The organism is Campylobacter sp. W0066.2, from assembly GCF_024723515.1.
Taxonomy (GTDB): Bacteria; Campylobacterota; Campylobacteria; order Campylobacterales; family Campylobacteraceae; genus Campylobacter_D.
The window spans coordinates 99,794-123,886 of the sequence record NZ_JANQCV010000003.1; the positions used below are offsets into that span (position 1 = coordinate 99,794).

Here is a 24,093-nt window from a genome sequence, read left to right on the forward strand (position 1 = left end):
TTTCCTCTTTAAGCATAAAATCCAAATTCTTTATTATCTTCTTCTTTTTGCTTGTTATATTGTTCCCAAATTTCTTCTAATAATTTAGCACTATCTTGAAAAATTTGTTTTTTAATATCTTCAAGATCAGTTTTATTCATTTCTTTGTTTAAACTCTTATCCATGGTATTAAATAACTCATGTAAAGTAGCTTTTTTATGTTCTTCATTTTTTGCTTCAGGTAAAGCATTGCCGATTTTCATTGCAGTGGTGATAAGCTCTTTTGGTTTTAAGGTTCCAACTCTTGAGTTTTTCATAAATTCATCGATTTGAGGTTGTACTTTAGCTACTGCTTCTTTTATTTCTTCAATTTCTTCTTGTGAAAGTTTGGTTCCATTATATGAGAATGAAAAACCAAATTGATTTCTAAGACTTAAAGAAGCTGAGTTGTCATCTTTGTCTAATTTTGCCTCTTTTTTATCATACATAGAAAAAGAAAGATGGTTACCATTTTTTGTTTTAATATTCATAGAAAAATTTTGAGAATTGTAGCTAGAAATTTGCATAACATTCCTTTCAAGTCAAGATAAAGCTATATCGTCAAAATAACTCAATCTTAAACAAATTTGCAAAGTTTTTATACTTTGCAAATTTCAAATATTAGGGAGATAAATATTTTAACATTAAGTCTTTAAATGCTCGTTAAATCCCAAAATAATTTTAATAATTTTTCATTTTTTGCACATATTAAAATTTGCTTTTTATTGTGTGTTTTTTTGCATGCTTTTAAAGCTTGTTTTAAATGTTCTTTTAAAGAAAAAATCAACCCAAAAGCAATAGCTTCTTTATCTAAGCCACCTAAAATATAAATCAAAGGCATACGCATAGATTTAGAAACATCAAGCTTTGCTTGTTCATTAATTGTGGTTTTAAAATCAAATTTGCTAGGATGTTTAAACTTATAAGCTAAAGCAAGATCTAAAAACTCATCTAGATGGTTTAATTTTTTTCCGCTAATAAATGGATAGATAAAATAAAATAAATCTAAGATATTATTACTAATTTTGCTTTCATCACCATAATTTTCTTGTATAAAATCATAATATGTTTTAAATTGCTCTTGATAATTTTGCGCTAAAGTCATAGCCATTTTGGTTTTTGCAAAATTATTTAAAAAAACTTTAGGATTAGCTTCAAAACTAAAATCTAAAAAATTAATCTTTGCATCATTTTGATAAAAAATCCCACTAATTTCGCTTTCTAAATCCAGTAAGATATTATCTGAATCAAGCTCATTGTTAGAACTATTATGAATTATTTTATCATCTAATATAATAGAAAAATCATTATAAGCAAATTCATTACTCATAGGTTTTTCATAAAAACCAAAATCATCCCAAAAATTTTCTTCACTACAAGCAATGCAACCGTGTCCTGCGGCTACTGGCCAAGAGGTTTTAGAATTAAATTTAACCTTAGGACAATTATTATAAGCATAAGGTCCTTTGCAACCTACTTTAAAAAGACAATAGCCTTGTTTTATATTTTCATCATCAAAACTTTGAGCAAAATTTCCTGCTTCAAATTTAGCTTTTCTTTCACATAAATCATGCAAGCATTTGCCGTAAAAGGCTAAAGGTCTATTTTGCTCATCTAAAGCCATATCTTGTTCAAATAATATATAAAAACAAAGTGCTGCGATGATATTTACATCACTTGGAGGGCAACCTGGTATATTGATTACTTTTTCTTCTAAGACTTTAGAAATTCCTATGCTTTTGGTAGGATTTGGATGTGCAGCTTGAATTCCTCCATAGCTTGAGCAAGTTCCCATAGCAAAGATTGTTTTAGCATTTTTAGCACATTTTTGTAAAATTTCATATCCATTTTCACCATGTGCTCCTATAGTTAGATAAAAAGGATCTATAGCACAAACCCCACCTTCAACAGCTAAAAGAAAATCTTTTTTTTCTAAAACTTCTTCTAGATGCGATTCTGCTTGGTGTCCGCTTGCGCTCATAAAGGTCTCATGATACTCTAAGGAAATAAAATCAAAAATTAAATCCAAAAAGTCAGGCAATGAAGTTCTAAGCAAACTTTCACTACACCCTGTACATTCGCTTAAATGAAGCCATATAAGACTAGGCGGGGTGTGAAGTTGAAAATATCTATGCGCCAAAGGGCTAAAATCATTTGGTAAACCTAAAATTTTAATGATGGAATTTACAGTTTCTAATGAGATATTTTTTTCTTCTTTGTGTGAGTTTTCTAATAGAGCGATTTTATGCTCTAATATACTTTTTAATTCTTCATTGCTTAAAGACATTTTTTAACCTTTAGCTATTTGTATCATATTTAAAAAATCATTTGCATTTAATGCAGCTGAACCTATTAACACTCCATCACAATTTCTTAAAGCACAAATTTCTTTAATATTGCTTTGATTAACACTTCCACCATATAAAAGTTTAGCTTCGCTAAATTCTCTTAAAAAATTAAGTATGGTGTTGATATCATCAAGATTAGCACTTATTCCAGTGCCTATAGAATAAATAGGCTCATAAGCTATAATAAGTTTTTTATAAGATAAGTCAATATTTTCAATTTGCTTTTTTAAAAAATCCAAACTTTTGTTAGCGTTCTTAGTTTCTAAACTTTCGCCTATGCAATAAATGATATTAAAATCAAGATTTTTTGCAAAATCAAATTTAGCCTTTAAAAAGCTTTCATCTTCACTTAAAGCTCTTCTTTCAGAATGACCGATTAAAACACTCTTGATGTTAAATTCTTCTAAGTGAATTTTACCTATTTCTCCAGTATAGGCTCCATTTTCACAAGGGTAGAAATTCTGCGCGCCTTGTTGAAATGAAAAATTGTCTTTTAAAAAAGCTATACTAGGAGGGAAGATGAAAATTTCATCTTCTTTGTTTAAGTTTTGGTTTAATTCTTGAGCATAAAGTTCAAAGCTTGATCTTGTATGATTGCACTTTAAATTTGCTGCAAAAATCATTCACTATCCTTTATGGTTAAAGGTTTTACACCAGGAAGTTCTTTTCCTTCTATAAGTTCTAATGATGCTCCACCGCCGGTTGAAATAAAAGTCATCTCATCAGCATCACCTGCTCTTGCTACAACATCAGCAGTATCACCACCACCTATTACAGTTATCGCATGAGATTCGCTAATATAATGGCTCATTTTAATACTACCTTTTGAGAATTTATCAATTTCAAAAACCCCCATAGGTCCATTCCACCATATAGTTTGAGCATCAGAAAGTGCTTCTTTAAACAATCTTACACTAGCAGGACCTATATCAAGTCCCATCCAACCCGCAGGAATTTCTTGTACAGGAGTGTATTTCATCACTGCTTCTTGAGAGCAAGTTTGTGCTGCTGTAACATCCACAGGAAGATAAATTTTTACACCTAGATTTTTACCTTTGAGTAAGATTTTATTTGCTTCTTCTATTAAATCTTCTTCTAAAAGAGAATTTCCTATATCATAACCTTGAGCTTTTAAGAAAGTAAAGGCCATACCACCACCTATGATGAGCTTATCTACTTTTGGAAGTAAGTTAGTTAAAGCTTGCAATTTCCCACTTACTTTAGAACCACCTACTACAGCTACAAAAGGACGCGCAGGATGTTTGATAAGATTGTTTGCAAACTCGATTTCTTTTTGGAGTAAAAATCCTGCACCTTTGTTTGCATTATCAAAGTATTTTGTAATAGCTTCAACGCTAGCATGAGCTCTATGGCAAACCCCAAAAGCATCATTAATATAAACATCAGCCATAGAAGCAAGTTCTTTAGCTAAGTTTTCATCATTCTTAGTTTCACCCTTTTCAAAGCGTAAATTTTCCAAAAGTAAGATTTCGCTTGATTTTAATTCGCTAGCTTTTTTCTTTGCATCTTCACCTATAACATCTTTAGCCATAATGACTTCTTTAGTCATTAAACGCGCAAGTCTTTTTGCAACCGGTTCTAAAGAGTATTTTGAAGCTATTTCTTTTGGGCGTCCTAAATGTGAAGCCAAAATAACTGCACAACCATTGTCTAAACAATATCTTATGGTAGGGATAGCCGAGCGAATACGGCGATCATCGGTAATATTTAAAAATTCATCTTGAGGAACATTAAAATCACATCTTATAAATACTTTTTTCTTTGCAAGATCAATATCTTTAATCGATAAAATACTACTCATCTTAAGCCTTTGCCACAAATACTGCCATATCTACTAAACGAGAAGAATATCCCCATTCATTATCATACCAAGCAACCACTTTAACAAAATCATCACAAATTACTTGAGTTAAATCACTTGCTACAATTGCACCATAAGAGCAAGTTATAAAATCACTTGAAACTCTTTCTTCATCATCAACTAATAATATACCTTTTAAATTGCTAGCAGCTGCTTTTCTAAAGGCTTCGTTGATTTCTTCTTTATTTACTTTTTTCTTTAAAGTTGCAGTTAAATCCACAGTTGACACATCAGCTACAGGTACACGCATGCTTTGACCATGTAATTTTCCATCAAGTTCAGGCATAACAAGCTTCATAGCTTTTGCTGCACCAGTTGAAGTAGGGATGATATTTTGTGCAGCAGCGCGTGATCTTCTTTTATCTCTTGCTTTTGCATCAATAATGCTTTGTCCGTTTGTATATGCATGAATGGTTGTCATTAAACCTTTTTCTATGCCAAAATTATCTTGTAAAACTCTACAAATTGGACCTAAACAGTTAGTAGTACAACTTGCATTTGAGATAATGTTTTCGCCTTTGTATTCGTGAGCATTTACCCCTAAAACATAAGTTGGAGTTTTATCTTTTGCAGGTGCGCTCATGATAACTTTTTGCATCCCATGATCTAAAAATCCTTGACATTTTTCCATAGTTAAGTGTGCGCCAGTACATTCTAAAACAATTTGTGCGCCATATTTTGCAAAGTCTAAATCAGCTACATTTCTACTTTTTAAGACTTTTATTTTTTTATTATCAATTATTAAATCATCACCATCATTTTCAACACTACCATCATATACCCCATGAACGGTGTCATATTTAAAAAGATATTTAGTAAGCTCTATATCAGTAGTATCATTAATCGCTACAAGTTCGATATCATCGCGCTTCATAATAATTCTTGCAACACATCTTCCAATGCGTCCAAAACCATTTATTGCAACTTTTACAGCCATTTTCATTTCCTTTTTATGATTAAGTAGGTAAAATTCTACTAAAAAAAGGTTAAATTTTAATGAAAATCGCACTTTTTGGTGGCAGTTTTGATCCACCCCATTTAGGGCATAATGCTATAGTCTTTAATGCACTAGCAAATTTAGAGCTTGATAAACTCATTATTATGCCAACTTTTATTAGCCCCTTTAAGCAAGAATTTACCGCAAATGAACAAAGGCGCTTAAAATGGTGTGAGATGATTTGGGGAGGTTTAGAAAAAGTTGAAATTTGTGATTTTGAAATAAAAAAACAAAGACCTGTGCCTAGTATAGAAAGTGTTGATTTTTTGTACAAACAATATGAAATTTCTAAATTTTATCTTATTTTGGGAGCTGATCATTTACAAAGTCTTGAAAAATGGCATGAATTTGAAAGATTGCAAAATTTGGTAGAATTTGTTGTAGCTAAAAGAGATGGTATTTTTATACCAAAACATTTTAAAACCTTAGATATTAAAGTAGATATTTCTTCTTCTTTTATAAGACAAACCTTGCAAACATCACAAGTTTGTGAGCAAATCAAAGAAGAAGTTAAGCTTTATTATTCTAAATTTAAAAATATTTAACAAAAGGAAAATAATGCAAGAAAGAATTAATAATATAGTGCAAATTTTAGATGATAAAAAAGCAGATTTAATAGAAACTTTTGATATGCAAGATAAAGATTATTTTGTTAAATTTGTAGTGATTGCTACCACTATGGGGGAAAGACATGCGCTTTCTTTGATTGATGATTTAAAAACTAATCTTAAAAGCAAGGGTGAGGAGTTTTTAAATATAGAAAGTAGTGAAGAATGGACTGTGCTTGATTTGGGAGATATTTTAATTCACTTAATGAGTGAAACTTATAGAGCAAAATATAATATAGAAGAATTTTTAAAAAGTTTAAACAAAGAAAATCAAAACTAGGAAATAAAATTGGATAATTTAATTACTGAGTTATCAGATTTAGCTAAAGAATATTTTGAAAATTCAGAATTTGAAAAATGTGATGAAGTTTTAAGTGAGCTTATAGCTTTTTGTAAAGGTGAAGTTACGCTTGCTCAAGATGGTAAAGTGATTTTTATAGATGATGAGGATAAAGAGCGTTTGCTTTTAGAGGCTTATCATAATAGAGCGTTTTGTAGATTTAATTGCTTAAAATTTCAAGAAGCGCTTGAAGATGCAACTATAGCTATAGAATTTGATTCTAGTAATGTATTTTTGTTTAATCTTTTGGGCTTGTGTAATTTTAAGTTAGATTTATTACAAGAAGCGCTTTTAGCTTTTAATAAAACTATAGCGCTAGATAATGCATATTATTTAGCATATTTTAACAGAGCTAGGGTTTATATACTTTTAGATGAACATGCAAAAGCTTTAAAAGATTTGCAAATTTGTATTGATTTAGCTCCAGAATATTATATAGCTTATTATACTAGAGCTATTGCTCTGCTTAGTGTTGATCCAAAACAAGCTCTGATTGATTTTAAAAAATCCCAAGATTTAGGCTTTGAATCCTCGCAGATTTTTTATTATCAAGGGGTAGCTTATGAGAATTTAGAAGATTATCAAAAAGCTATAGAATTTTTTACTAAGATGATTGAGCAAGATGAGAGTTTTGCTGATGCGTATTATAAAAGGGCTAATAATAAACGCAAGGTTGATGATTTAGAGGGAGCTTTGCAAGATTGCTTAAAATCTATTGAACTAGACAATGAAAATGCAATGGCGTACTTAATTTTGGGATATATTTATAAAGACTTAGAAAAGATAGAATTATCAATAGATGCCTTTAAAAAATCAATCGAATTAGATGAAAATTTACAATATCCATGTTTTGCATTGGCTAGGGTTTTGTATGATTTAGAAGATTATGAGCAAGCTTTGAAGTATTATGATAAAACAATTGAGCTTTATGAAGAATATGCTCAAGCTTACATTAATAGAGGTAATACTAAAATTAATTTAAAAATGATTGAAGAGGCTATAGAGGATTTTCATTTAGCAGCTAAATATTATCAAGAAAGAGCAAGAAAGCATGATTTTACTCCATCAGAATTAGCAGAACTTGAACACGCAGTTCCTTATGGTTTTTATCATTTAGGTAATAGCTTATACGAGATAGATAAATACGATGAAGCTTTGATAAGTTATGAAAAAGCTCTGAAATATCAAAGAGAATATCCTGATGTATTTTTTTAATAGGGCTTATTTAAAATCTGATCTTGAAAAATATGAGGAAGCTTTAGAAGATAGTGAACTAGCTGTTAAATATTATAAAAAGCAAAATAATATTCAAGATTATGCTAATTCCCTTTCTCAAAGAGCTTGGATTAAAAGTAGACTTGAAAGATTTCAAGAAGCTATGGATGAATACAATGAGCTTATAAAAACATATAAAGATTATATTGATTTAAAAGATGTATTATTTGAAAGGGCATATTGTGCAAAAGAGCTTGAATCATATGAGGAATTAATAGCTTATTGTAATGCAGCACACAAGGTGGATAAAAATAATTTTAAGCTTTATTTTTGGCGAGGAATTGCTAAATATAATTTAAGCTTAGAAGAAGAAGCTATAGAAGACTTAAATAAGGCTTTAAAAATTGATAAAAATCATAATGGCGCAAAGTATTATAAAGGACTTTGTTATGAAGATCTTTATATGTTTGAAGAAGCTATAAAATGTTATGATAGCGTGATTTTAAGTAACGAAGATGATGATGAATCATATTTTCATAGAGCAAAATGTAAAAGAAATCTTGAAAAATACAATGAAGCTTTAAAAGATATCAATGAATGCTTAAAAATAATTGATGATATTGGGGAGTATTGGATAGAAAAAGCACAAATTTTAAGCTTTTTAGGAAAATATGATGAAAGCTTTGAAGTGGCAAAAAAAGCAAGTGATCTTGAACCAAAATCATATGAGTGTTATCATTTTATGGGTGCAGTTAAAGTATATTTGCAAGATTTTAAAGAGGCTATAAAATATCTTAATATGGCTTTAAAATTAGATGATAGTCAAAATTGGACACATTATTATAAGGCAGAGTGTTTAAGAAATTTAGGTGATTTTCATGATGCATTGCAATGTTATGAAGATTGCTTAAAGATAACAAAAGAAAATACTGATGCTTTGGTGGGAAAATTCAGTGTTTAGAAGAGCTAAAAGAATACGAGCAAGCTTTAGAGTGTATTAAAGAATTATTAAAACTTGATGAAGAAAATGAGTTTGCATTAAAAAGTAAAGATATTTTAATGCAAAAATTAAAGCAACAAAATAAAAAATGGTGGCAAATTTGGAATTAAGCTTTGTATGATTTATTATTTGTGCAGATTTGAAAATTTGCATAAATAAATTCTATTTGGTGTTTTTAATGAAAATATGAGTTTTAAAAAAAGTTATTTGACCTTTTATATTAATGTCAAACTCCAAAGGGATAAAAATCAAAGATGAGTTATTGCTAAGTTTGTAGCTTAATTGTGAATTTTTCTGATAATTTTTTAAGATTTTGTCAAAATTTTCAAGCTTTAAAAGTTCTTTTTTTGAAGTAAAAAATACAAGGTATTATTATCAATTTTCATAAAATATTTAAAGTCACTTGAATTAGCAATAAAATCAAATAATACTTCATCATAATTTTCTTTTAATTTAGAGTATTTTGGATGAAATTTTTTGGATATATTGTGAAATTCTATCTTTTGTGGCTTTAAATGAGTTAAATTATAAGTTTTTTAAAAAATCATCAAAACTATAATTGTTGTTATAATTTTTATTAAGATTATGCAAGGTATTTTTGATATTTTTAATTTGATTGTAGTATTGCTTACTTTGAATATAGTCAAGCTCTAAAGAGTGTATAGAGCTTTCTAATTTTTGCAATTGGTATTTTTGCGAAGAAAAACTTATGTAATTTGCAAAAAATCCTAAAAATAGCGCCATAAATGCAAGTAGATAAAAAGAAAATTTTAATGCTATTTTTTGTTTAAACACGCTTAGATAATTTGCAATCAAAAGCCATAAATTTAAAGCTAATACTGCTAAGCGTTCTGGCGTAAAGCTATATTGTGTAATTCTAATTATAATAGCATAAAATACGAAAATATTTAGTGATAGTACCACAATAAAAAAGACATAGAGTAACGATTTTTTGATTTTATAAAAAGATAAATTTATCCAAAGGTTAATTAATAAAAAACTACCAAACCAAAGACATAAATGAACTATACTAAGATTTTCTAAAAGATTAAATAATGCTCCTAAACCATAGGTAGAAAGCATGATTATATATAAAATACTAAAAGTATTTAGTATAAAAACAAAAATTTTATGAAAATTGTATGAAGTAAAATTGCCAAGTAAAAATAAAGAAAAAATTCCAGCACTACAAAGCCATAATGATAAAACACAAGAATCTAACATGCTTGAAGAAATATTAAATAAAAAATCAAATGAACCATAAAATATAGCCAAAAATATACCAAAAATGAACCAAAAGCTTATACTAAAAGAAATGGCAGCTAAAAAATGATGAAAATAATTAAAATCATATAATTTTCTTGCACATACTAAAGCTATAAGAGCTGTTGTTAAGGAAATATGCAAAGAATTATTAGTAAAAAATATTAAATAATTTTCTATACCATCTTTAAAAATAAAATTTAAAAATATATAAAAAATTAGCCCAAAAAATCCAATCCATAAATTTTTCAAACTTTTATAAATTTGTATTAAATTGCTTTTTGATTCAGTGAATGTTTCACAAAAAATTATAAATAGGGTTAAAAGTAAAAAAATACTAGTTTGGTATGAATCATAAAAAATGCTACAAAAAACCAAAAACATAAATAAAAAATAACTCCAAGTGGATGATTCAATAAAGCTATATAGTTAGAATTAATAAATTTTTTAAACATGAATATTTTTTATTTTGTTAAGTAAAATTGATATAAATCCTTCAAAGTCAGGTAAATTTAAATCCTTAATTTCTCTTTGCTGTTTTCCCCACATGCATTCAGGAAAAAACCCATCTTCTTTAAAACGTGCCATAATATGAAAATGCACTCTTGGTACATAGTTTGCAAAGGAAGCTATGTTGATTTTTTCTGGGTTATAGTACTCTCTAAGGCTTAATTCACAAGCTAAAACATATTGAAAAAGCATATTTTGCAAAAAGGCTGGGCAATCACTTAATTCTCTGTAATTTTCTTTAGTAAAAATTTTTACCCAAGGAATTTGAGAATCTTCTTTTTCTATAAATAAAAAATCATTTTCATAAATCATACTAACCCTCAAGAAAAGACTAGGATTATTCCTAGTCTTTTGATTATTTTTTTGGTCCTATCATTTTTGTAGGATCTACAAATTTAGCAAAGTCTTCTTTGCTTACCAAGCCAAGCTCCATAGCACTTTCTTTTAAAGAAATACCTTTTTTGTGAGCATTTTTAGCTACTTTAGCTGCGTTTTCATAGCCAATGTGTGGATTTAATGCAGTCACTAGCATTAAAGAATTATGTAAATTATGATCTATTTTTTCTTTATTTGGTTCTATACCAACAGCACAGTGGATATTAAATGAATGCATAGCATCAGCTAATAAATCAAGGCTTTGTAAAAAATTATAAATAATCACAGGTTTAAAAACATTAAGCTCGAAATTTCCTTGGCTTGCTGCAAAACCAATAGCTGCATCATTTCCCATAACTTGCACTGCAACCATAGTTAAGGCTTCACACTGAGTAGGATTAACCTTACCTGGCATGATAGAACTTCCTGGTTCGTTCTCAGGTATGTTTAACTCTCCAAGACCACATCTAGGGCCACTTGCTAACCATCTAATATCATTTGCTATTTTCATTAAATTTGCAGCTAAGCCTTTCATAGCTCCATGAGTAAAATTAATAGCATCATGGCTTGTTAGTGCATGGAATTTATTTGGACTTGAAATAAATTTAGTACCTAAAAGCTTGCTTAATTCCTCGCTTACTTTTTCACTAAGTTCTGGATGAGCATTTAATCCTGTGCCAACAGCTGTTCCGCCTATTGCAAGTTCTCTTAATGTAGGTAAAGAAGCGATGATTTGCTCTTTTGAGTGAAGTAACATAGAAAGATATCCACTAAATTCTTGAGCAAGGGTAAGTGGTGTAGCATCTTGAAGGTGAGTTCTTCCTATTTTAATAATCCCTTCAAATTCTTTTACTTTTTTTTCAAAAGTTGCAATAAGCTCATCTAAAGCAGGGATAAGTTTTTTTTCTACTTGCTCTACTGAAACTATGCTCATAGCAGTTGGAAAAGTATCATTTGAGCTTTGGCTCATATTTACATGATCATTAGGATGAACAAGTTTTTCTTTTCTAAAATCACCACCCATAATTTCAGTAGCACGATTTGCTATAACTTCGTTCATATTCATATTGCTTTGTGTGCCTGAACCTGTTTGCCATATTGCTAGTGGGAAATTATCGTCAAATTTTCCTGCTGCAATTTCATCGCAAGCTTGCACAATAGCATTTTTTTTGGCATCGTCTAATTTACCAAGTTTATTATTAACTAAAGCCAAAGATTTTTTAAGATTTGCAAAAGCATAAATTAAAACTTTTGGCATTTTTTCACAACCAATTTTAAAATTTTCAAAACTTCTTTCAGTTTGTGCACCCCAATATTTATCATTAGGAACTTTAATCTCTCCCATAGTATCGTGTTCGATTCTATATTCCATGGCTCTTCCTTGTAATAAAATAAGATATGATATTTAAACCAAATAAACCCTAAAGTTTGCTTATAATTTAAGAAGTATTTATAAAATTTTTTAAAAAAGTGTAGTTTTTTCAAAACTACACAAAATATTTATTCTACGGTAACACTTTTTGCTAAATTTCTTGGCATATCTACATCATTGCCAAGTCTTATAGAAACCTCCAAAGCTAGAAGTTGCAAAATCACCATCATTTCAAAAAATTCACACATATAGTGTTCTTGTTTTGAAGTTCTTATAAAATCATCGCTTAAATTAAAATTAAGCGGGGAAATAGCAAGCAAAGTAGAATCTCTTGCAGCTAATTCTTCTACATTTGATTTGGTTTTTTCATAAAGACAATTTTGCGGCATTAGCGCAACAGTAAAAAGCTCACTATCTGCTAGAGCAATAGGTCCATGTTTCATCTCTCCTGCTGGATAGCCTTCAGCATGTAAGTATGAAATTTCTTTTAATTTTAAAGCCCCTTCTAATGCTAGTGGATAAAATACATCTCTTCCTATAAAGAAAAAGCCGTGGCCATGTAGGTATCTTTTTGAAATTCTATGTACTTTTTCATGTAAGTTTTGTTCAACTTTAACTATACTTGGCAAGCTTCTTAAAGCTTTGATTTCTTTACTCATATCCAAATTTGCTTTTTGTGCAAGATAGATTGCAAGCATCCATAAAGTTGCTACTTGAGTGGCAAAAGCTTTAGTTGAAGCCACACCTTTTTCAATGCCCGCTCTAGTAAGTAATGATATATCAGCTAAACGCACAATGTTAGAATTATCCACATTACATATTGCTAAAGTTTTAACTCCTTGTGCTTTTGCTATTTTTAAAGCTTCAAGTGTATCAGCTGTTTCACCACTTTGAGAGATTACTATAAAAAGAGTATTTTTGCCTATAATGGCTTCTCTGTATCTAAATTCACTTGCTACTTCAACTTTAGTTTTAATCTTTGCAAGTCTTTCAAGCAAATAAGCCCCGCTTAATGCTGCATGATAACTTGTGCCACAAGCACAAAGTGTTATTTCATCTATGTTTTGCAAAAGAGTTTCATCTATATCTTCAAAAACAATCTGTTCACCTTGCAAGCGTCCCATTAAAACTTCGCCTAAAACTCTACTTTGCTCATAGATTTCTTTTTCCATGAAAAATCTATAACCATCTTTTTGAGCATAACTTTTATCTTGGCTTAAAGCCACAAAAGTAGGTTGTATGCAAGCTTGATCATGGCAAATTTTGCATTCGTTTAAATTCACATAACCATAATCTCCATCTTCAAGATAAGCTACTTTATCCACTAAAGAAACCAAAGGTGCATCACTTGATGCAAAATAATATTCATTGTCATCACCATTTTTTCCGATGATGAGTGGCACTGCATTTTTAGCAAAATAAATTGTATTTGGATCTTTTTTGCTCACAAGTAAAATTGCAAAAGCACCTTTTAGTTCAGCTATAGTCTTTTTAAAAGCTTCAAATGGCTCTAAATTACTTGCATGATATTCAAATAAATGCACAATAACTTCAGTGTCAGTTTGACTTAGAAAATTAATACCTTCTTGTGTGAGTTTTGTTTTTAATTCTTGGTAGTTTTCTATGATTCCATTATGTATTACACAAGAGTATTGACCTAAGTGTGGATGAGCATTTATTTCAGTTGGTTTTCCATGAGTTGCCCAACGCGTATGGCCTATAGCAAGTCCAAAGCCATCACTATTAAAATTAGCAGTTTTATTAGCTAAATTTTCTAATTTTCCAACCGCTTTAAAAAAGTCTAACTCTCCATCTTTCATTACTGCTATGCCAGCGCTATCATAACCTCTATATTCAAGCTCTTTTAAGCCTTCTAATATGATTTTTTTCTTTTCTTTGGTTCCTATATACCCTACTATTCCGCACATCTTTTACTCGCTTATTAGTGATTTAAGAATTTGATCTTTATGATCTTGCAAGCTTTCATTTTTATGCAAAATCAAAACATTTCGCGTTCTTTCTTTTATGGTTTGAATTTTTGCTGCACTTAAGATAATATCATATCTTGCAAGCACATCCATCACATAAGCCATCAAACCTTTTTGATCTTTTGTGTTTAAGGTTATTTTGGCATAGCTTTTGGAATAATTCATATCTAATTTTAATTCATCTTTTTTAATGTTTGGTTTTTTTGCCTTTTTTTGTGCTTTTAAATGCAATTTAGAATTAAGTAAATTTTCTAAACTTTGCTTTTGAGTATCGCTTACTATATCTGAATATTCAAATTTCAAATAAACTTTTTCATCAAATAATTCAAAGAAACTCATAAAGATTAAATTTAAAGAACTTAAAGTATTGAGTATATTTTCAAGATTGTTTTTTCTATTCATTATAAGTTCTAGGGTAAAATTATCTTGATTATCAAGCCAAAAAGTAAAATTTTCTTTTTGTGCAATTTGTGCTATTTTAATGATTTTTTCAAAACTATTTTTTATAAAAAAGAGATTAGATTTAATATGAGTGATATTATCTTGAGTTTGTTCATCAAGATCTAAAAAAGCCTTGCTTCTTTTTAGGGTTTGTTCTTTTTTTACCCTTCTTTGACTCTCATCAATTAAATTCTCATCCTCAAAACCTTCTAGTGCATTTTGAAACAATCTTTCTAAGCTTTTATAATAAAAATGATTTTCTATACCCAAAGCTTTAGCATTGCAAAAAGATAAAAGATGTAAGGTTTTTAAGGTATGAGTATCATTTAATTTGGAAATAAAATTTAAAACAATAGTAGAATTATAAATATCCTCTTTTTCTATAATGTCTTTAAAAGCGTTAAAATTTTTATATAATCTTAAGCCAAAATCTAAAAGTTCATTATCAACTTGGAATTTTCCTACATAAGCCCTGTAAATATTTGCTAAAGAAATTTCATTTTCTTCGTGAATAGCACTTAAAAGTATGGTGAGTTTTATTATTAAAAGTGTATTTTCATTAAAGTCGTAATTTTTTTCTTCAAAGTATTTTAAGCAAAGTAATGCTCTATCTAATGCACTATAAGCACCTTCTTCTTCGAGTAAAAATTTACTTTGAGTAAGAGGTTTGCAAAAATCTTTTAAAATATTAGCATCAGCAAGAAGTTTTAAAAGAGCAAAAGAATGCTTTCTTTCTAAAATTTTCTTGAATAATTCTAGGTTTTCATCTTTATTTTCTGCTCTTTTTAACGCAAAAATGAGTTTAATATCAAAATTATGATCTTTATCATCTAATTTTATAAGTTGATTTAATATCAAGCTTAGGTTTTTACTTTCGCTGGAATAAGTACAAAAGCTATCTTGTGTTTCATAAAGCTTACTATCTTTATAGTGTTTTTCTTGGATACACCTTGCTAAAAATTGCGTATAAATTCCACAAGTTTGCATACATTGCATAGCTTTTTGAATAAGTATGGATTTAAGATCTAAATTTTTCTTTTCTTTTTTTTGCATTAAGTTGGCAAGTTCTTGTGAATTTTGTATTAAAAATAAATTAGTGTTTTTGCCTTCTAAAAGATTCATTGCGCATTTAAGTGAAAATAAAAAATCACTTGCAAGTTTAAATTCACTTAATTCTTTTTCATTGATAAAATTAAGCATATAATTTTTAGGAGAATCTTTAAACAAAATACTTAAATTTTCTATATCAAGTTGCTCATCTAAACCGCCAAAATTTTTATTGATGTCAAATTCTTGCTTGATTAAAGGTTGATGATATGGGTTAAATTCTTGCAAGATTTTTAAAGCAAATTCTTCTTTTAATTCATCTTGAGCTTGAGAAATTTTTTCTTTGATTTGTTTGAATAAAATCTTAGATCCACAAATATAACGATATTGTAAAATATTTTGTTTTAGCTCATTTTTGGCTATATTGTAAAGTCCATTTATTTCACAAATTTGATAATTGATATTTAAATTAATATCATTTAATGAAGTAATAAATGCTTTCATTAAAGGCTTGATATTGTAAGCTTTTATATCTTTATAAATAAGCAATAAATCAACATTTTCTTTTATACTTAAATTCATTTTAGCATATTGTTTAATAGCGATAATACAAAAAGGGAATTTATCATTATGCGGAAAATAATCATCGAAAAAATCATTCAAAACAAGCTCATAAACATCTTCTATAAAACGATCAATTTCTTTAGAGTGATAAAAACTAAATGAGCCTTGTTTTAAAAAAAGTCTAGAGCAATAAGCTTCATAATCTTTTAAAGAATTTTTTAAATTTTGAATTTTTTGCATATTCATTTTTGATAATAATCCCTTTATTTTGATTTTTAATATCATACCAAAAATACTTTGTATTAAATTTTAAGTAAGTAGAAACTATAATTGTAATTTAAATTTAAAAAATGGTAAGAATATGCAAACAATTATAGAAAAACTAGAAAAACAAGAAAGATTAAATGAAGAAGAAGCTAATAAACTTTGGGATTTAGAGCTTTTTACTTTAGGCAAATACGCACAAAGAATTCGAACTAATTTACACGGTAAAAAGGTTTATTTTAATATCAATCGCCATATTAACCCTACAAATATATGCGCAGATACTTGTAAATTTTGTGCTTTTTCAGCACACAGGAAAAATCCTAATCCTTATACTATGTCCCACGAAGAGATAATGAAAATAGTCGATGAAACAGTTTTAAGAGATACAAAAGAAATTCATATCGTTTCAGCGCATAATAAAAACACTTCATGGCAGTGGTATTTGGAGATTTTTAAAATGATTAAAGAAAAATATCCATTTTTACATATTAAAGCCCTAACTGCTGCTGAGATTGATTTTTTGAGCAGGGCTTTTAATATGAGCTATGAAGAAGTGATAGAAAAAATGCTTGAATACGGCGTTGATTCTATGCCAGGTGGTGGGGCTGAAATTTTTGATGAGGAAGTTAGAAAAAAAATTTGCCATGGTAAAGTAAGTAGTGAAAATTGGTTAAAAATTCATAAGCTTTGGCATGAAAAAGGTAGACAAAGTAACGCCACAATGCTTTTTGGGCATATAGAAAGCAGAGAAAATAGAATTAATCATATGATAAGATTGAGAAATCTTCAAGATCAAACCGGTGGTTTTAATGCTTTTATTCCTTTGGTTTGGCAACAAGATAATAGTTTTATTACAGGTAAAAAACCACTTGGTTCGGTAGAAATTTTAAAAACCTTGGCTATTGCAAGGATAGTGCTTGATAATATTAAAAATATCAAAGCTTATTGGGCAACTATGGGTATAAATTTAGCTATGGTAGCTCAAGATTTTGGCGCAAATGATTTAGATGGTACTATAGAAAAAGAAAGCATACAAAGTGCAGGTGGCGCAAAAAGTTCAAATGGCTTGAGTTTAAAAACTTTTGTAGAAATGATTCAAAGCTCAGGTTATATAGCGATAGAACGAGATAGTTTGTATAATGAATTAAAAACTTACTAAGGATAAAAATGGATTTTTTTAAACTTAAAGAACATAATAGTGATGTAAAAACTGAAATTTATGCAGGTATTGCTACTTTTTTAGCAATGATTTATATCATACCGGTTAATGCAAATATTATGAGTAATTCAGGTATGCCGCTAGAAGCTTTAATTGTTGCAACTGCTTTAGTAACCATTATAGCTACTACTTTTAGTGCTTTTTTCTCTAATACTCCTGTGGCTATGAGTGTAGGTATGGGGTTAAATGCGTATTTTACTTTTAGTGTGTGTAATACCTATCAAATTCCTTGGCAAAGTGCTTTGGGGACGGTGTTTTTATCGGGTATTGTTTTTACTTTATTATCTTTTACTAATTTTAGAATTTGGGTGATAAAAAGCATACCAAATGATTTAAGAAAAACCATATCAGCAGGTATTGGAACCTTTATAGCCTTTATGGGACTTGTGCAAATGGGGATTATCGCCAAAAGCGAAGCAACCTTAGTAGGTTTGGGTGATTTTTCAAGCACTAAAGTGCTTTTTGGATTATTTGGTTTGTTTTTGGTTTTTGTTTTTTGGGCTTGGAGGATTAAAGCTGCATTTATCCTAGCTGTTTTTGTGAGTGCTTTGTGTGCTTGGATTTTTGGTATTGATGGAGCCAAGTTTCCTGAACAACTTTTATCTTTACCAGTTATTAGTGGAGATAATGGCTTAAGTGCTATATTTGGTAAGCTTGATATTAAAGGAGCTTTAGAACTTAGTATGATTCCTATAGTACTTACTTTTTTTGTTACTCAGCTTTTTGATAGTGTAGGTACAATCACAGGTGTAGGCTCAAGAGGAAAAATCTTTGATGATCCAAAGCAAGGTGAGAAAAAATTAGGTAAAACCTTAGGTGCTGATGCGGCTAGTTCGGCTATGGGAGCTGTTATTGGAACTTCTACTGTAACTGCTTTTGTAGAAAGTTCAGCAGGAGTGGAAGCAGGTGGTAGGACAGGGCTTACAGCTTTGGTTACTGCTATATGTTTTGTTTTTACTTTATTTTTACTGCCAGTATTTAAAGCTATTCCTGCAAATTCTATTTATCCTATTTTAGTGCTTGTTGGAGTTTTAATGTTTATGGAAGTTGCAAATATTAATTTTAAAGATAAAGCAATAGCTGTGAGTGCGTTTTTTATTATTATTATGATGCCGCTGACTTATTCTATTACTACAGGTTTTGCTTTTGGATTTATTGCGTATTTATTTATGCGTATTATGCAAAAAGAATTTGATAAAATCAACCTTGGTATTATTGTATTAAGTGCGATTTCATTGTTAGTATTTTTATTACAATTTTTATAGGAAGTGATTATGTATTATTATACTTATGAAGAATTTCAAAAAGAAATTATTCCTTTTACACGCAAAATTAAGGAAGAATTTAATCCTGATGTGTTACTTGCCATTGCAAGAGGTGGTATGACTTTGGGGCATTTTTTAGCAGAAGGTATGGGCAATAGAAACTTGTTTTCTTTAAATTCTATTCATTATGAAGATACTCAAAAGCTAGATACGATTAAAATTTTTAATATTCCCGATCTTAGTTCATATAAAAAAGTTCTTTTGGTAGATGATATTATAGATAGTGGTGAAACTATGATAGAAATCAAAAGAGTTTTAATGGAAAAATATCCTCATTTAGAACTCAAAGTAGCAAGTGTTTTTTATAAACCTTCAGCATTACTAATCCCTGAATTTTATATAAAAGAAGCTAAAGAATGGATTGACTTTTTTTGGAGTATTAAAATTTAGCTTTAAATCAAATACAAATGTTATAATATTATTTTGACTTTATTTTGTTAAGAAAGGATGTCTTATGAGTTTAACAAGAAGAAAATTTCTAAAAGGACTTGCTGCTACTTCAGCGATTGCTTCGGTCAATCCTTTGATGGCTGCAAGCGAGGGAACTAAATTTTATGATACTAAAAAAATTCCTCACGCAACTCACTTTGGTGCTTTTTGGGCTGAAGTAAATTCAGAAGGAAAACTTGTAAAAGTTACACCGCAACAATCTGACAAACATCCTTCTATTATTACTGATGCTATCATTGATAGAACTTATTCAGATACTAGGGTAAAGTATCCTTGCGTTAGAAAAAGTTTTTTAGAAGGAAAAAAAAGACCTAAATTAAGAGGCAAAGAGCCTTTTGTAAGAGTAAGTTGGGAAAAAGCTTTAGAGCTTGTATTGCAAAAATTAAAAGAAACTCCTATTGAAAATTTATTTAACGCAAGTTATGGTGCTTGGGGGCATGTAGGTTTATTGCATAATTGTAACTCAGTAGCAGGAAGATTTTTTAACACTGCTTTAGGTGGTCACATCGGCACTGATGGAGAGTATAGTAATGGAGCTGCTGGTAAAGTTAATGCTAGTATAGTAGGGGATTTAGAGGTTTATTCTTTGCAAACTTCTCACGATGTTATCTTAGAAAATACCCAAGTTTATGTTTTATGGGGAGCTGATCTTTATAAATGTAACCAAATTGACTTTAAAGTTGCAAATCGTGGTAATGATGAGTATTATAAAAAATACAGTAAATCAAATATCAAATTTATTACTATTGATCCTCAATACACCCAAACAGCAGAGATTTTAAATGCCCAGTGGATTAAAATTCGTCCAAATACCGACGTAGCTTTAATGCTTGGTATGATGAATTATTTATATAAAAGTGGAAAATACGATAAAAAATTCATTGAAAAATATACTGATGGTTTTGACAAATTCTTACCTTATTTGCTTGGAAAAACTGATGGTATTGATAAAACTCCAGCTTGGGCTGCAAATATTACCGGCGTTGAAGAAAAAGTTATCACAAGCTTAGCAGATACTTTTGTGAAAAATAGAACTTTCTTAGCAGGTAACTGGGCTATGCAAAGAGCACATCATGGTGAGCAAGCTGATTGGACTTTAATGGTTTTAGCTTCAATGATAGGTCAAGTAGGCTTACCTGGCGGTGGATTTGGCTTTTCTATGCATTATTCAGGTGGTGGACAAGCATTTTCAGGAGTAAGATTACCAGTAGGCTTACCACAAGGTAAAAATAATCTTGATACTAATATTCCTGCAAGTAGAGTTTCAGAGGCAATTTTAAATCCTGGTAAAACAGTTAAGTTTAAAGGTAAAGAAATCACCTATCCAAAAATCAAAATGATGTATGTAGTGGGTGCTTCTGTATTAGGCCATCATCCGGATACAAATGAGCTTATTAAGGCTTTAAGAACACTTGATACATTAATCGTCCATGAGCCTTGGTGGACACCTATGGCAAAAATGGCTGATATTGTATTACCTTCAACTACAACTTTAGAAAGAGATGATATTAGTTTTGGTGGTTCTTATTCTCAAGATTATGTTTATGCTATGAAAAAAGTAATCGAACCTTATTTTGAAAGTAGAAATGACTATGATATTTTTGAAGAATTAGCAAAAAGAATAGGTGAGAGAGAACATAAAAAATTCACCGGTGGTAAAACTAAACAACAATGGCTTGAAGGTTTTTATGGCAGAAGTGATTGTCCTTATTATATGGAATTTGCTGATTTTTGGAAACAAGGTTTTATTCATTTTGAAACTCCAAAAGAAGCTTACAACTTTGTAAGACACTCTGAATTTAGAGCTGATCCTGTAGCAAATAAACTTGCAACAGAAAGTGGAAAAATTCAAATTTATTCACCAAAATTTGAAAAATATAACTTGGAAGACTTTAAAGCACATCCAACTTGGTTTGAACCAGCTGAGTGGTTAGGTAATGAAAAATTAGTTAAAAAATATCCTTTCCATTTAGTAAGCCCGCATCCAAGATATAGAGTGCATTCTCAGCTTGATAATACTTGGGTGAGAGATTTGTATAAAATTCAAGGTAGAGAGCCTGTGATGATTAATACTAATGATGCTAAAAAGCTTGGTATTACTCATGGAGAAGTTGTAGAAGTATATAATGATCGTGGATCACTTTTAGCAGGTGCTTTTGTAACAGATAATATCATGGAAGGGGTTATTAGTATCCAAGAGGGTGCTTGGTATGACCCTGAAGATGTAAGCGATAGCAAGCCAAGATGTAATGCAGGTCATGTAAATGTTTTAACAAGCTCAAGACCAACTTCAACTATGGCTCAAGCAACTAGTGTAAATACTTGTCTAGTGGGTATTAAAAAACTAAAAGAAGTTATAAAACCTTATAACTCAACCACACCACCAGAAATTATAGGAGCTTAATAATGAAGAAGATTATATCAGTATTGACTTTTTTAGCTAGTGCTTTATTTGCTAAAGATATGTTTATTTTTAATGAAAAAATAGATCTTTTAGATAGTGCTAGTAAAAAAGTAGTAGGACAAATTTATGAAGGCTCTAAAGTAGAGCTTATAAAAGAAGAGGGTGAATATTCTTTAATCAAAGTTAAAGGCGAGGTTGTGGAGTCAAATCCAAAAAGCCTTGCTTATACCAAAGATGGAATTTATCTTTTACTTACTTTAAATGCTAAAAATGCAAGCAATGAAATGGAATTTTTAGTTAAAAGTAAAGATTTAACCGATCAAGAAATTCTTGCTTGGGATGAGATAGAATTAACTTATTATGATACTTGTACAAGTTGTCACGCAGCGCATAAACCAAAAGAACATTTAATGGAAGAATGGGATGCATACTTATCTGCTATGCAAGGTTTTGCAAAAATTACTGACGCAGAAAAAGATAGAATTTTAAGATTTTTACAATCTCACGCAAGTAATGGTCCTGTAAAACTTGACTAATCAAAAATGAAAAGGTATTTGCTAGCCGTTTTATTTTTTGATTTTTGTGCTTTATTGTATGGCATAAGCACTGTATCTATAAGCTACAATGAAGCACAAATTTATTTTTATGATCATAGCTTAATTGCTATGATCGCTAGATTTGGTACTACTCTTTTTGGTCAAAATGACTTTGGGTTAAGACTACCTTTTGTTTTATTGCACTCTTTAAGTTGTATTTTATTATACATTTTAGCTTTAAAATATACCAAAACTTCTTTTGATGCTTTTGTTTCTGTAGTACTTTTTATATTACTCCCTGGTAGTGTAGCTAGTGCTTTACTTATTAATGAATCAAGCGTTGTGATATTTTTCACACTTTTAATTTTAGTATTATTTGAATACAAGAAAATATTTTTATTTTATATTTTTTTAGTTTTAGTTCTTTTTGTAGATGGAAATTTTGCAATTTTATACTTGTCTTTTTTCTTCTATGCAATTTATAAAAAAGATAAATTACTTATTATATGCTCTTTGATTTTATTTGCTATTGCAATGAGTGTTTATGGGTTTGATGCAAGTGGAAAACCTAAGGGGTATTTTTTGGATACTTTGGGTATTTTTGTAGCTTGTTTTTCTCCTTTAATTTTTCTTTATTTTTTTTATGTTATTTATAGAATTCTTTTACAAGATGATAAGCCACTTTTATGGTTTATTAGCGCAAGTACTTTTGTTTTTTGTTTAATTTTTTCCATAAGACAAAGACTTTTTTTAGAAGACTTTTTACCTTTTTGTGTGGTTTGTACTCCTTTGTTAATTCGTTATCTAATGTCTTCTTATCGTTCAAGAATGCCACAATTACGCCTAAAACATAAAATTTTTATAGAATGTTCTTTGATATTTTTATTATTTTTTTATCTTGGTATTGTTTTTAATCAAAGTTTTTATTATTTATTGAAAGATCCTAAAAAACATTTTGCCTATGATTATCACATAGCCAAAGAATTAGCACTAAAATTAAAACAGCGCAATCTTACGCATATTTTTACACAAGATAAAGAATTAGCCTTAAGGCTTAAATTTTATGGTATTTCTAAAGGTAAGCTAGAGCTTCATTCTAGTAAAAAAGCTAGTAAGATCTATGTTAGTTTAGGTATGCATAAAGTTTATTATTCTATAAAATGAAACAAGCTTTTACTTTAATAGAATTAGTTTTTGTTTGATTATATTATCTTTATTGTTTTCTATGGCTTATGTTTATTATAAGCCTGATTATTTGCGTTTAGGAGCTGAGCAAGTTTTAAATGATATTAAATACACAAGACATTTAGCTTTAATGCAAAATGATTTTAGAGCTAAAGAATTTAACATTGCTAAACGAGAGTGGTTTAAGGCTAAATGGCAGCTGTATTTTATACGCTCAAAATCTGCCACTAATAATGAGCAAACCTATACCATTTTTTTAGACAAAAATGGCGATGGTAATGCAAACATAGGTAAAAATATGATTAATAAAGACAGAGAAATAGCTGTTGATCTTATCAACCCTGATATATTAATGAACTCAGGTCAAAGTGGAGTGATAAATCAAAATGATTTCAAGGCAAATTTAAAATACAATATAGAAAAAACTTATGGTATATCTAAAGTTTTATTTGAAGGTGCTTGTAAAGGAAGTACGCGTTTAGTTTTTGACGATCATGGTCGTTTATATACGCCTTTAAAAATGCTACACGTGTTTATGATAAACTTGCTTCTTTTAATAATAATTGTATTATAAGATTATCTAATAACCAAAATCAACATATATGTATTGTTATAAATCCTATTAGTGGCTATGCTTATATCCCTAAATTTTCTTCAAATAAATCACAAAATATAACACTTAATAATAAAAACACCTACTGTCATACTTTATAAATTATATTGACTATAAATTGTTCCA

Annotated in this window: 20 protein-coding genes and 1 pseudogene; 11 read left to right on the plus strand and 10 right to left on the minus strand. The window is 29.4% G+C overall.

What is annotated here, in order from left to right:
• Positions 1–8: 8 nt before the first annotated feature.
• The 5 genes from CAMP18498_RS02110 to gap form a co-directional block, all read right to left on the minus strand.
• Positions 9–545, minus strand: a complete 537-nt coding sequence (locus CAMP18498_RS02110; protein WP_337197181.1) for an ATP-binding protein — start codon at positions 543–545, stop codon at positions 9–11.
• A 125-nt stretch (positions 546–670) separates the two neighbouring features.
• Positions 671–2,305 carry a hydrogenase small subunit gene (locus CAMP18498_RS02115; protein WP_337197183.1) on the minus strand — a complete coding sequence of 545 codons (1,635 nt, stop codon included), beginning with the start codon at positions 2,303–2,305 and terminating at the stop codon, positions 671–673.
• Between the two features lie 3 nt (positions 2,306–2,308).
• A complete protein-coding gene (locus tag CAMP18498_RS02120) occupies positions 2,309–2,989 on the minus strand; it encodes a triose-phosphate isomerase (protein WP_337197185.1) in 681 nt (226 codons plus the stop codon).
• Positions 2,986–4,188: a phosphoglycerate kinase gene (locus CAMP18498_RS02125; protein WP_337197186.1), complete on the minus strand. Its 1,203-nt coding sequence runs from the start codon at positions 4,186–4,188 to the stop codon at positions 2,986–2,988. Before CAMP18498_RS02125 ends, CAMP18498_RS02120 begins: the two co-directional genes overlap by 4 nt.
• 1 nt (position 4,189) lies before the next feature.
• On the minus strand, positions 4,190–5,185 hold the full coding sequence (gap, locus tag CAMP18498_RS02130) for a type I glyceraldehyde-3-phosphate dehydrogenase (RefSeq protein WP_337197187.1): 996 nt from the start codon (positions 5,183–5,185) through the stop codon (positions 4,190–4,192).
• 59 nt (positions 5,186–5,244) lie between these two features.
• On the opposite strand from gap, the gene nadD reads away from it, so the two are divergent.
• The 4 genes from nadD to CAMP18498_RS02150 are packed head-to-tail and all read left to right on the plus strand — an operon-like array spanning position 5,245 to position 8,369.
• A complete protein-coding gene (gene nadD, locus CAMP18498_RS02135) occupies positions 5,245–5,790 on the plus strand; it encodes a nicotinate (nicotinamide) nucleotide adenylyltransferase (protein ID WP_337197189.1) in 546 nt (181 codons plus the stop codon).
• A gap of 13 nt (positions 5,791–5,803) precedes the next feature.
• Positions 5,804–6,133 (plus strand): ribosome silencing factor, encoded by a 330-nt coding sequence (rsfS, locus tag CAMP18498_RS02140; protein ID WP_012661160.1) that lies wholly within the window; start codon positions 5,804–5,806, stop codon positions 6,131–6,133.
• Between the two features lie 9 nt (positions 6,134–6,142).
• Positions 6,143–7,408 (plus strand): tetratricopeptide repeat protein, encoded by a 1,266-nt coding sequence (locus CAMP18498_RS02145; protein ID WP_337197191.1) that lies wholly within the window; start codon positions 6,143–6,145, stop codon positions 7,406–7,408.
• The gene (locus CAMP18498_RS02150) at positions 7,395–8,369 is read left to right on the plus strand and encodes a tetratricopeptide repeat protein (RefSeq protein ID WP_337197193.1); all 975 of its coding nucleotides are present in this window, start codon (positions 7,395–7,397) and stop codon (positions 8,367–8,369) included. Before CAMP18498_RS02145 ends, CAMP18498_RS02150 begins: the two co-directional genes overlap by 14 nt.
• A 564-nt stretch (positions 8,370–8,933) precedes the next feature.
• Here the strand turns inward: CAMP18498_RS02150 and CAMP18498_RS02155 are convergent.
• From CAMP18498_RS02155 to CAMP18498_RS02175, 5 genes are all read right to left on the minus strand, one after another.
• Positions 8,934–9,683, minus strand: coding sequence for a hypothetical protein (locus tag CAMP18498_RS02155; protein ID WP_337197194.1), 750 nt, complete (start codon positions 9,681–9,683; stop codon positions 8,934–8,936).
• Positions 9,684–10,118: 435 nt separating this feature from the next.
• The gene (locus CAMP18498_RS02160; RefSeq protein ID WP_337197196.1) at positions 10,119–10,493 is read right to left on the minus strand and encodes an HIT family protein; all 375 of its coding nucleotides are present in this window, start codon (positions 10,491–10,493) and stop codon (positions 10,119–10,121) included.
• Between the two features lie 43 nt (positions 10,494–10,536).
• Positions 10,537–11,928, minus strand: a complete 1,392-nt coding sequence (fumC, locus tag CAMP18498_RS02165) for a class II fumarate hydratase (RefSeq protein ID WP_337197198.1) — start codon at positions 11,926–11,928, stop codon at positions 10,537–10,539.
• Positions 11,929–12,056: 128 nt separating this feature from the next.
• A complete protein-coding gene (gene glmS / locus CAMP18498_RS02170) occupies positions 12,057–13,856 on the minus strand; it encodes a glutamine--fructose-6-phosphate transaminase (isomerizing) (protein ID WP_337197200.1) in 1,800 nt (599 codons plus the stop codon).
• Positions 13,857–13,859: 3 nt separating this feature from the next.
• Positions 13,860–16,214, minus strand: a complete 2,355-nt coding sequence (locus CAMP18498_RS02175) for a nucleotidyltransferase (protein ID WP_337197202.1) — start codon at positions 16,212–16,214, stop codon at positions 13,860–13,862.
• Positions 16,215–16,329: 115 nt separating this feature from the next.
• Here CAMP18498_RS02175 and mqnE point away from each other — a divergent pair, with 115 nt between their 5' ends.
• The 7 genes and pseudogenes from mqnE (at position 16,330) to CAMP18498_RS02210 (ending at position 24,068) form a co-directional block, all read left to right on the plus strand.
• On the plus strand, positions 16,330–17,394 hold the full coding sequence (gene mqnE, locus CAMP18498_RS02180) for an aminofutalosine synthase MqnE (protein ID WP_258108729.1): 1,065 nt from the start codon (positions 16,330–16,332) through the stop codon (positions 17,392–17,394).
• Between the two features lie 8 nt (positions 17,395–17,402).
• Complete coding sequence (locus tag CAMP18498_RS02185; protein ID WP_337197206.1) at positions 17,403–18,719, plus strand: NCS2 family permease; 1,317 nt, start codon at positions 17,403–17,405, stop codon at positions 18,717–18,719.
• Between the two features lie 9 nt (positions 18,720–18,728).
• On the plus strand, positions 18,729–19,169 hold the full coding sequence (locus CAMP18498_RS02190) for a phosphoribosyltransferase (RefSeq protein WP_337197207.1): 441 nt from the start codon (positions 18,729–18,731) through the stop codon (positions 19,167–19,169).
• A 64-nt stretch (positions 19,170–19,233) separates the two neighbouring features.
• Positions 19,234–21,633, plus strand: coding sequence for a molybdopterin guanine dinucleotide-containing S/N-oxide reductase (locus tag CAMP18498_RS02195; RefSeq protein ID WP_337197208.1), 2,400 nt, complete (start codon positions 19,234–19,236; stop codon positions 21,631–21,633).
• 2 nt (positions 21,634–21,635) lie between these two features.
• Positions 21,636–22,169 (plus strand): hypothetical protein, encoded by a 534-nt coding sequence (locus CAMP18498_RS02200; protein ID WP_337197210.1) that lies wholly within the window; start codon positions 21,636–21,638, stop codon positions 22,167–22,169.
• Positions 22,170–22,175: 6 nt separating this feature from the next.
• Entirely contained in the window at positions 22,176–23,333 is a 1,158-nt protein-coding gene (locus CAMP18498_RS02205; protein WP_337197212.1) for a hypothetical protein, read from the plus strand.
• Positions 23,330–24,068 (plus strand): annotated as a pseudogene (locus CAMP18498_RS02210) (pilus assembly FimT family protein). Before CAMP18498_RS02205 ends, CAMP18498_RS02210 begins: the two are co-directional and overlap by 4 nt.
• Positions 24,069–24,093: the final 25 nt, after the last annotated feature.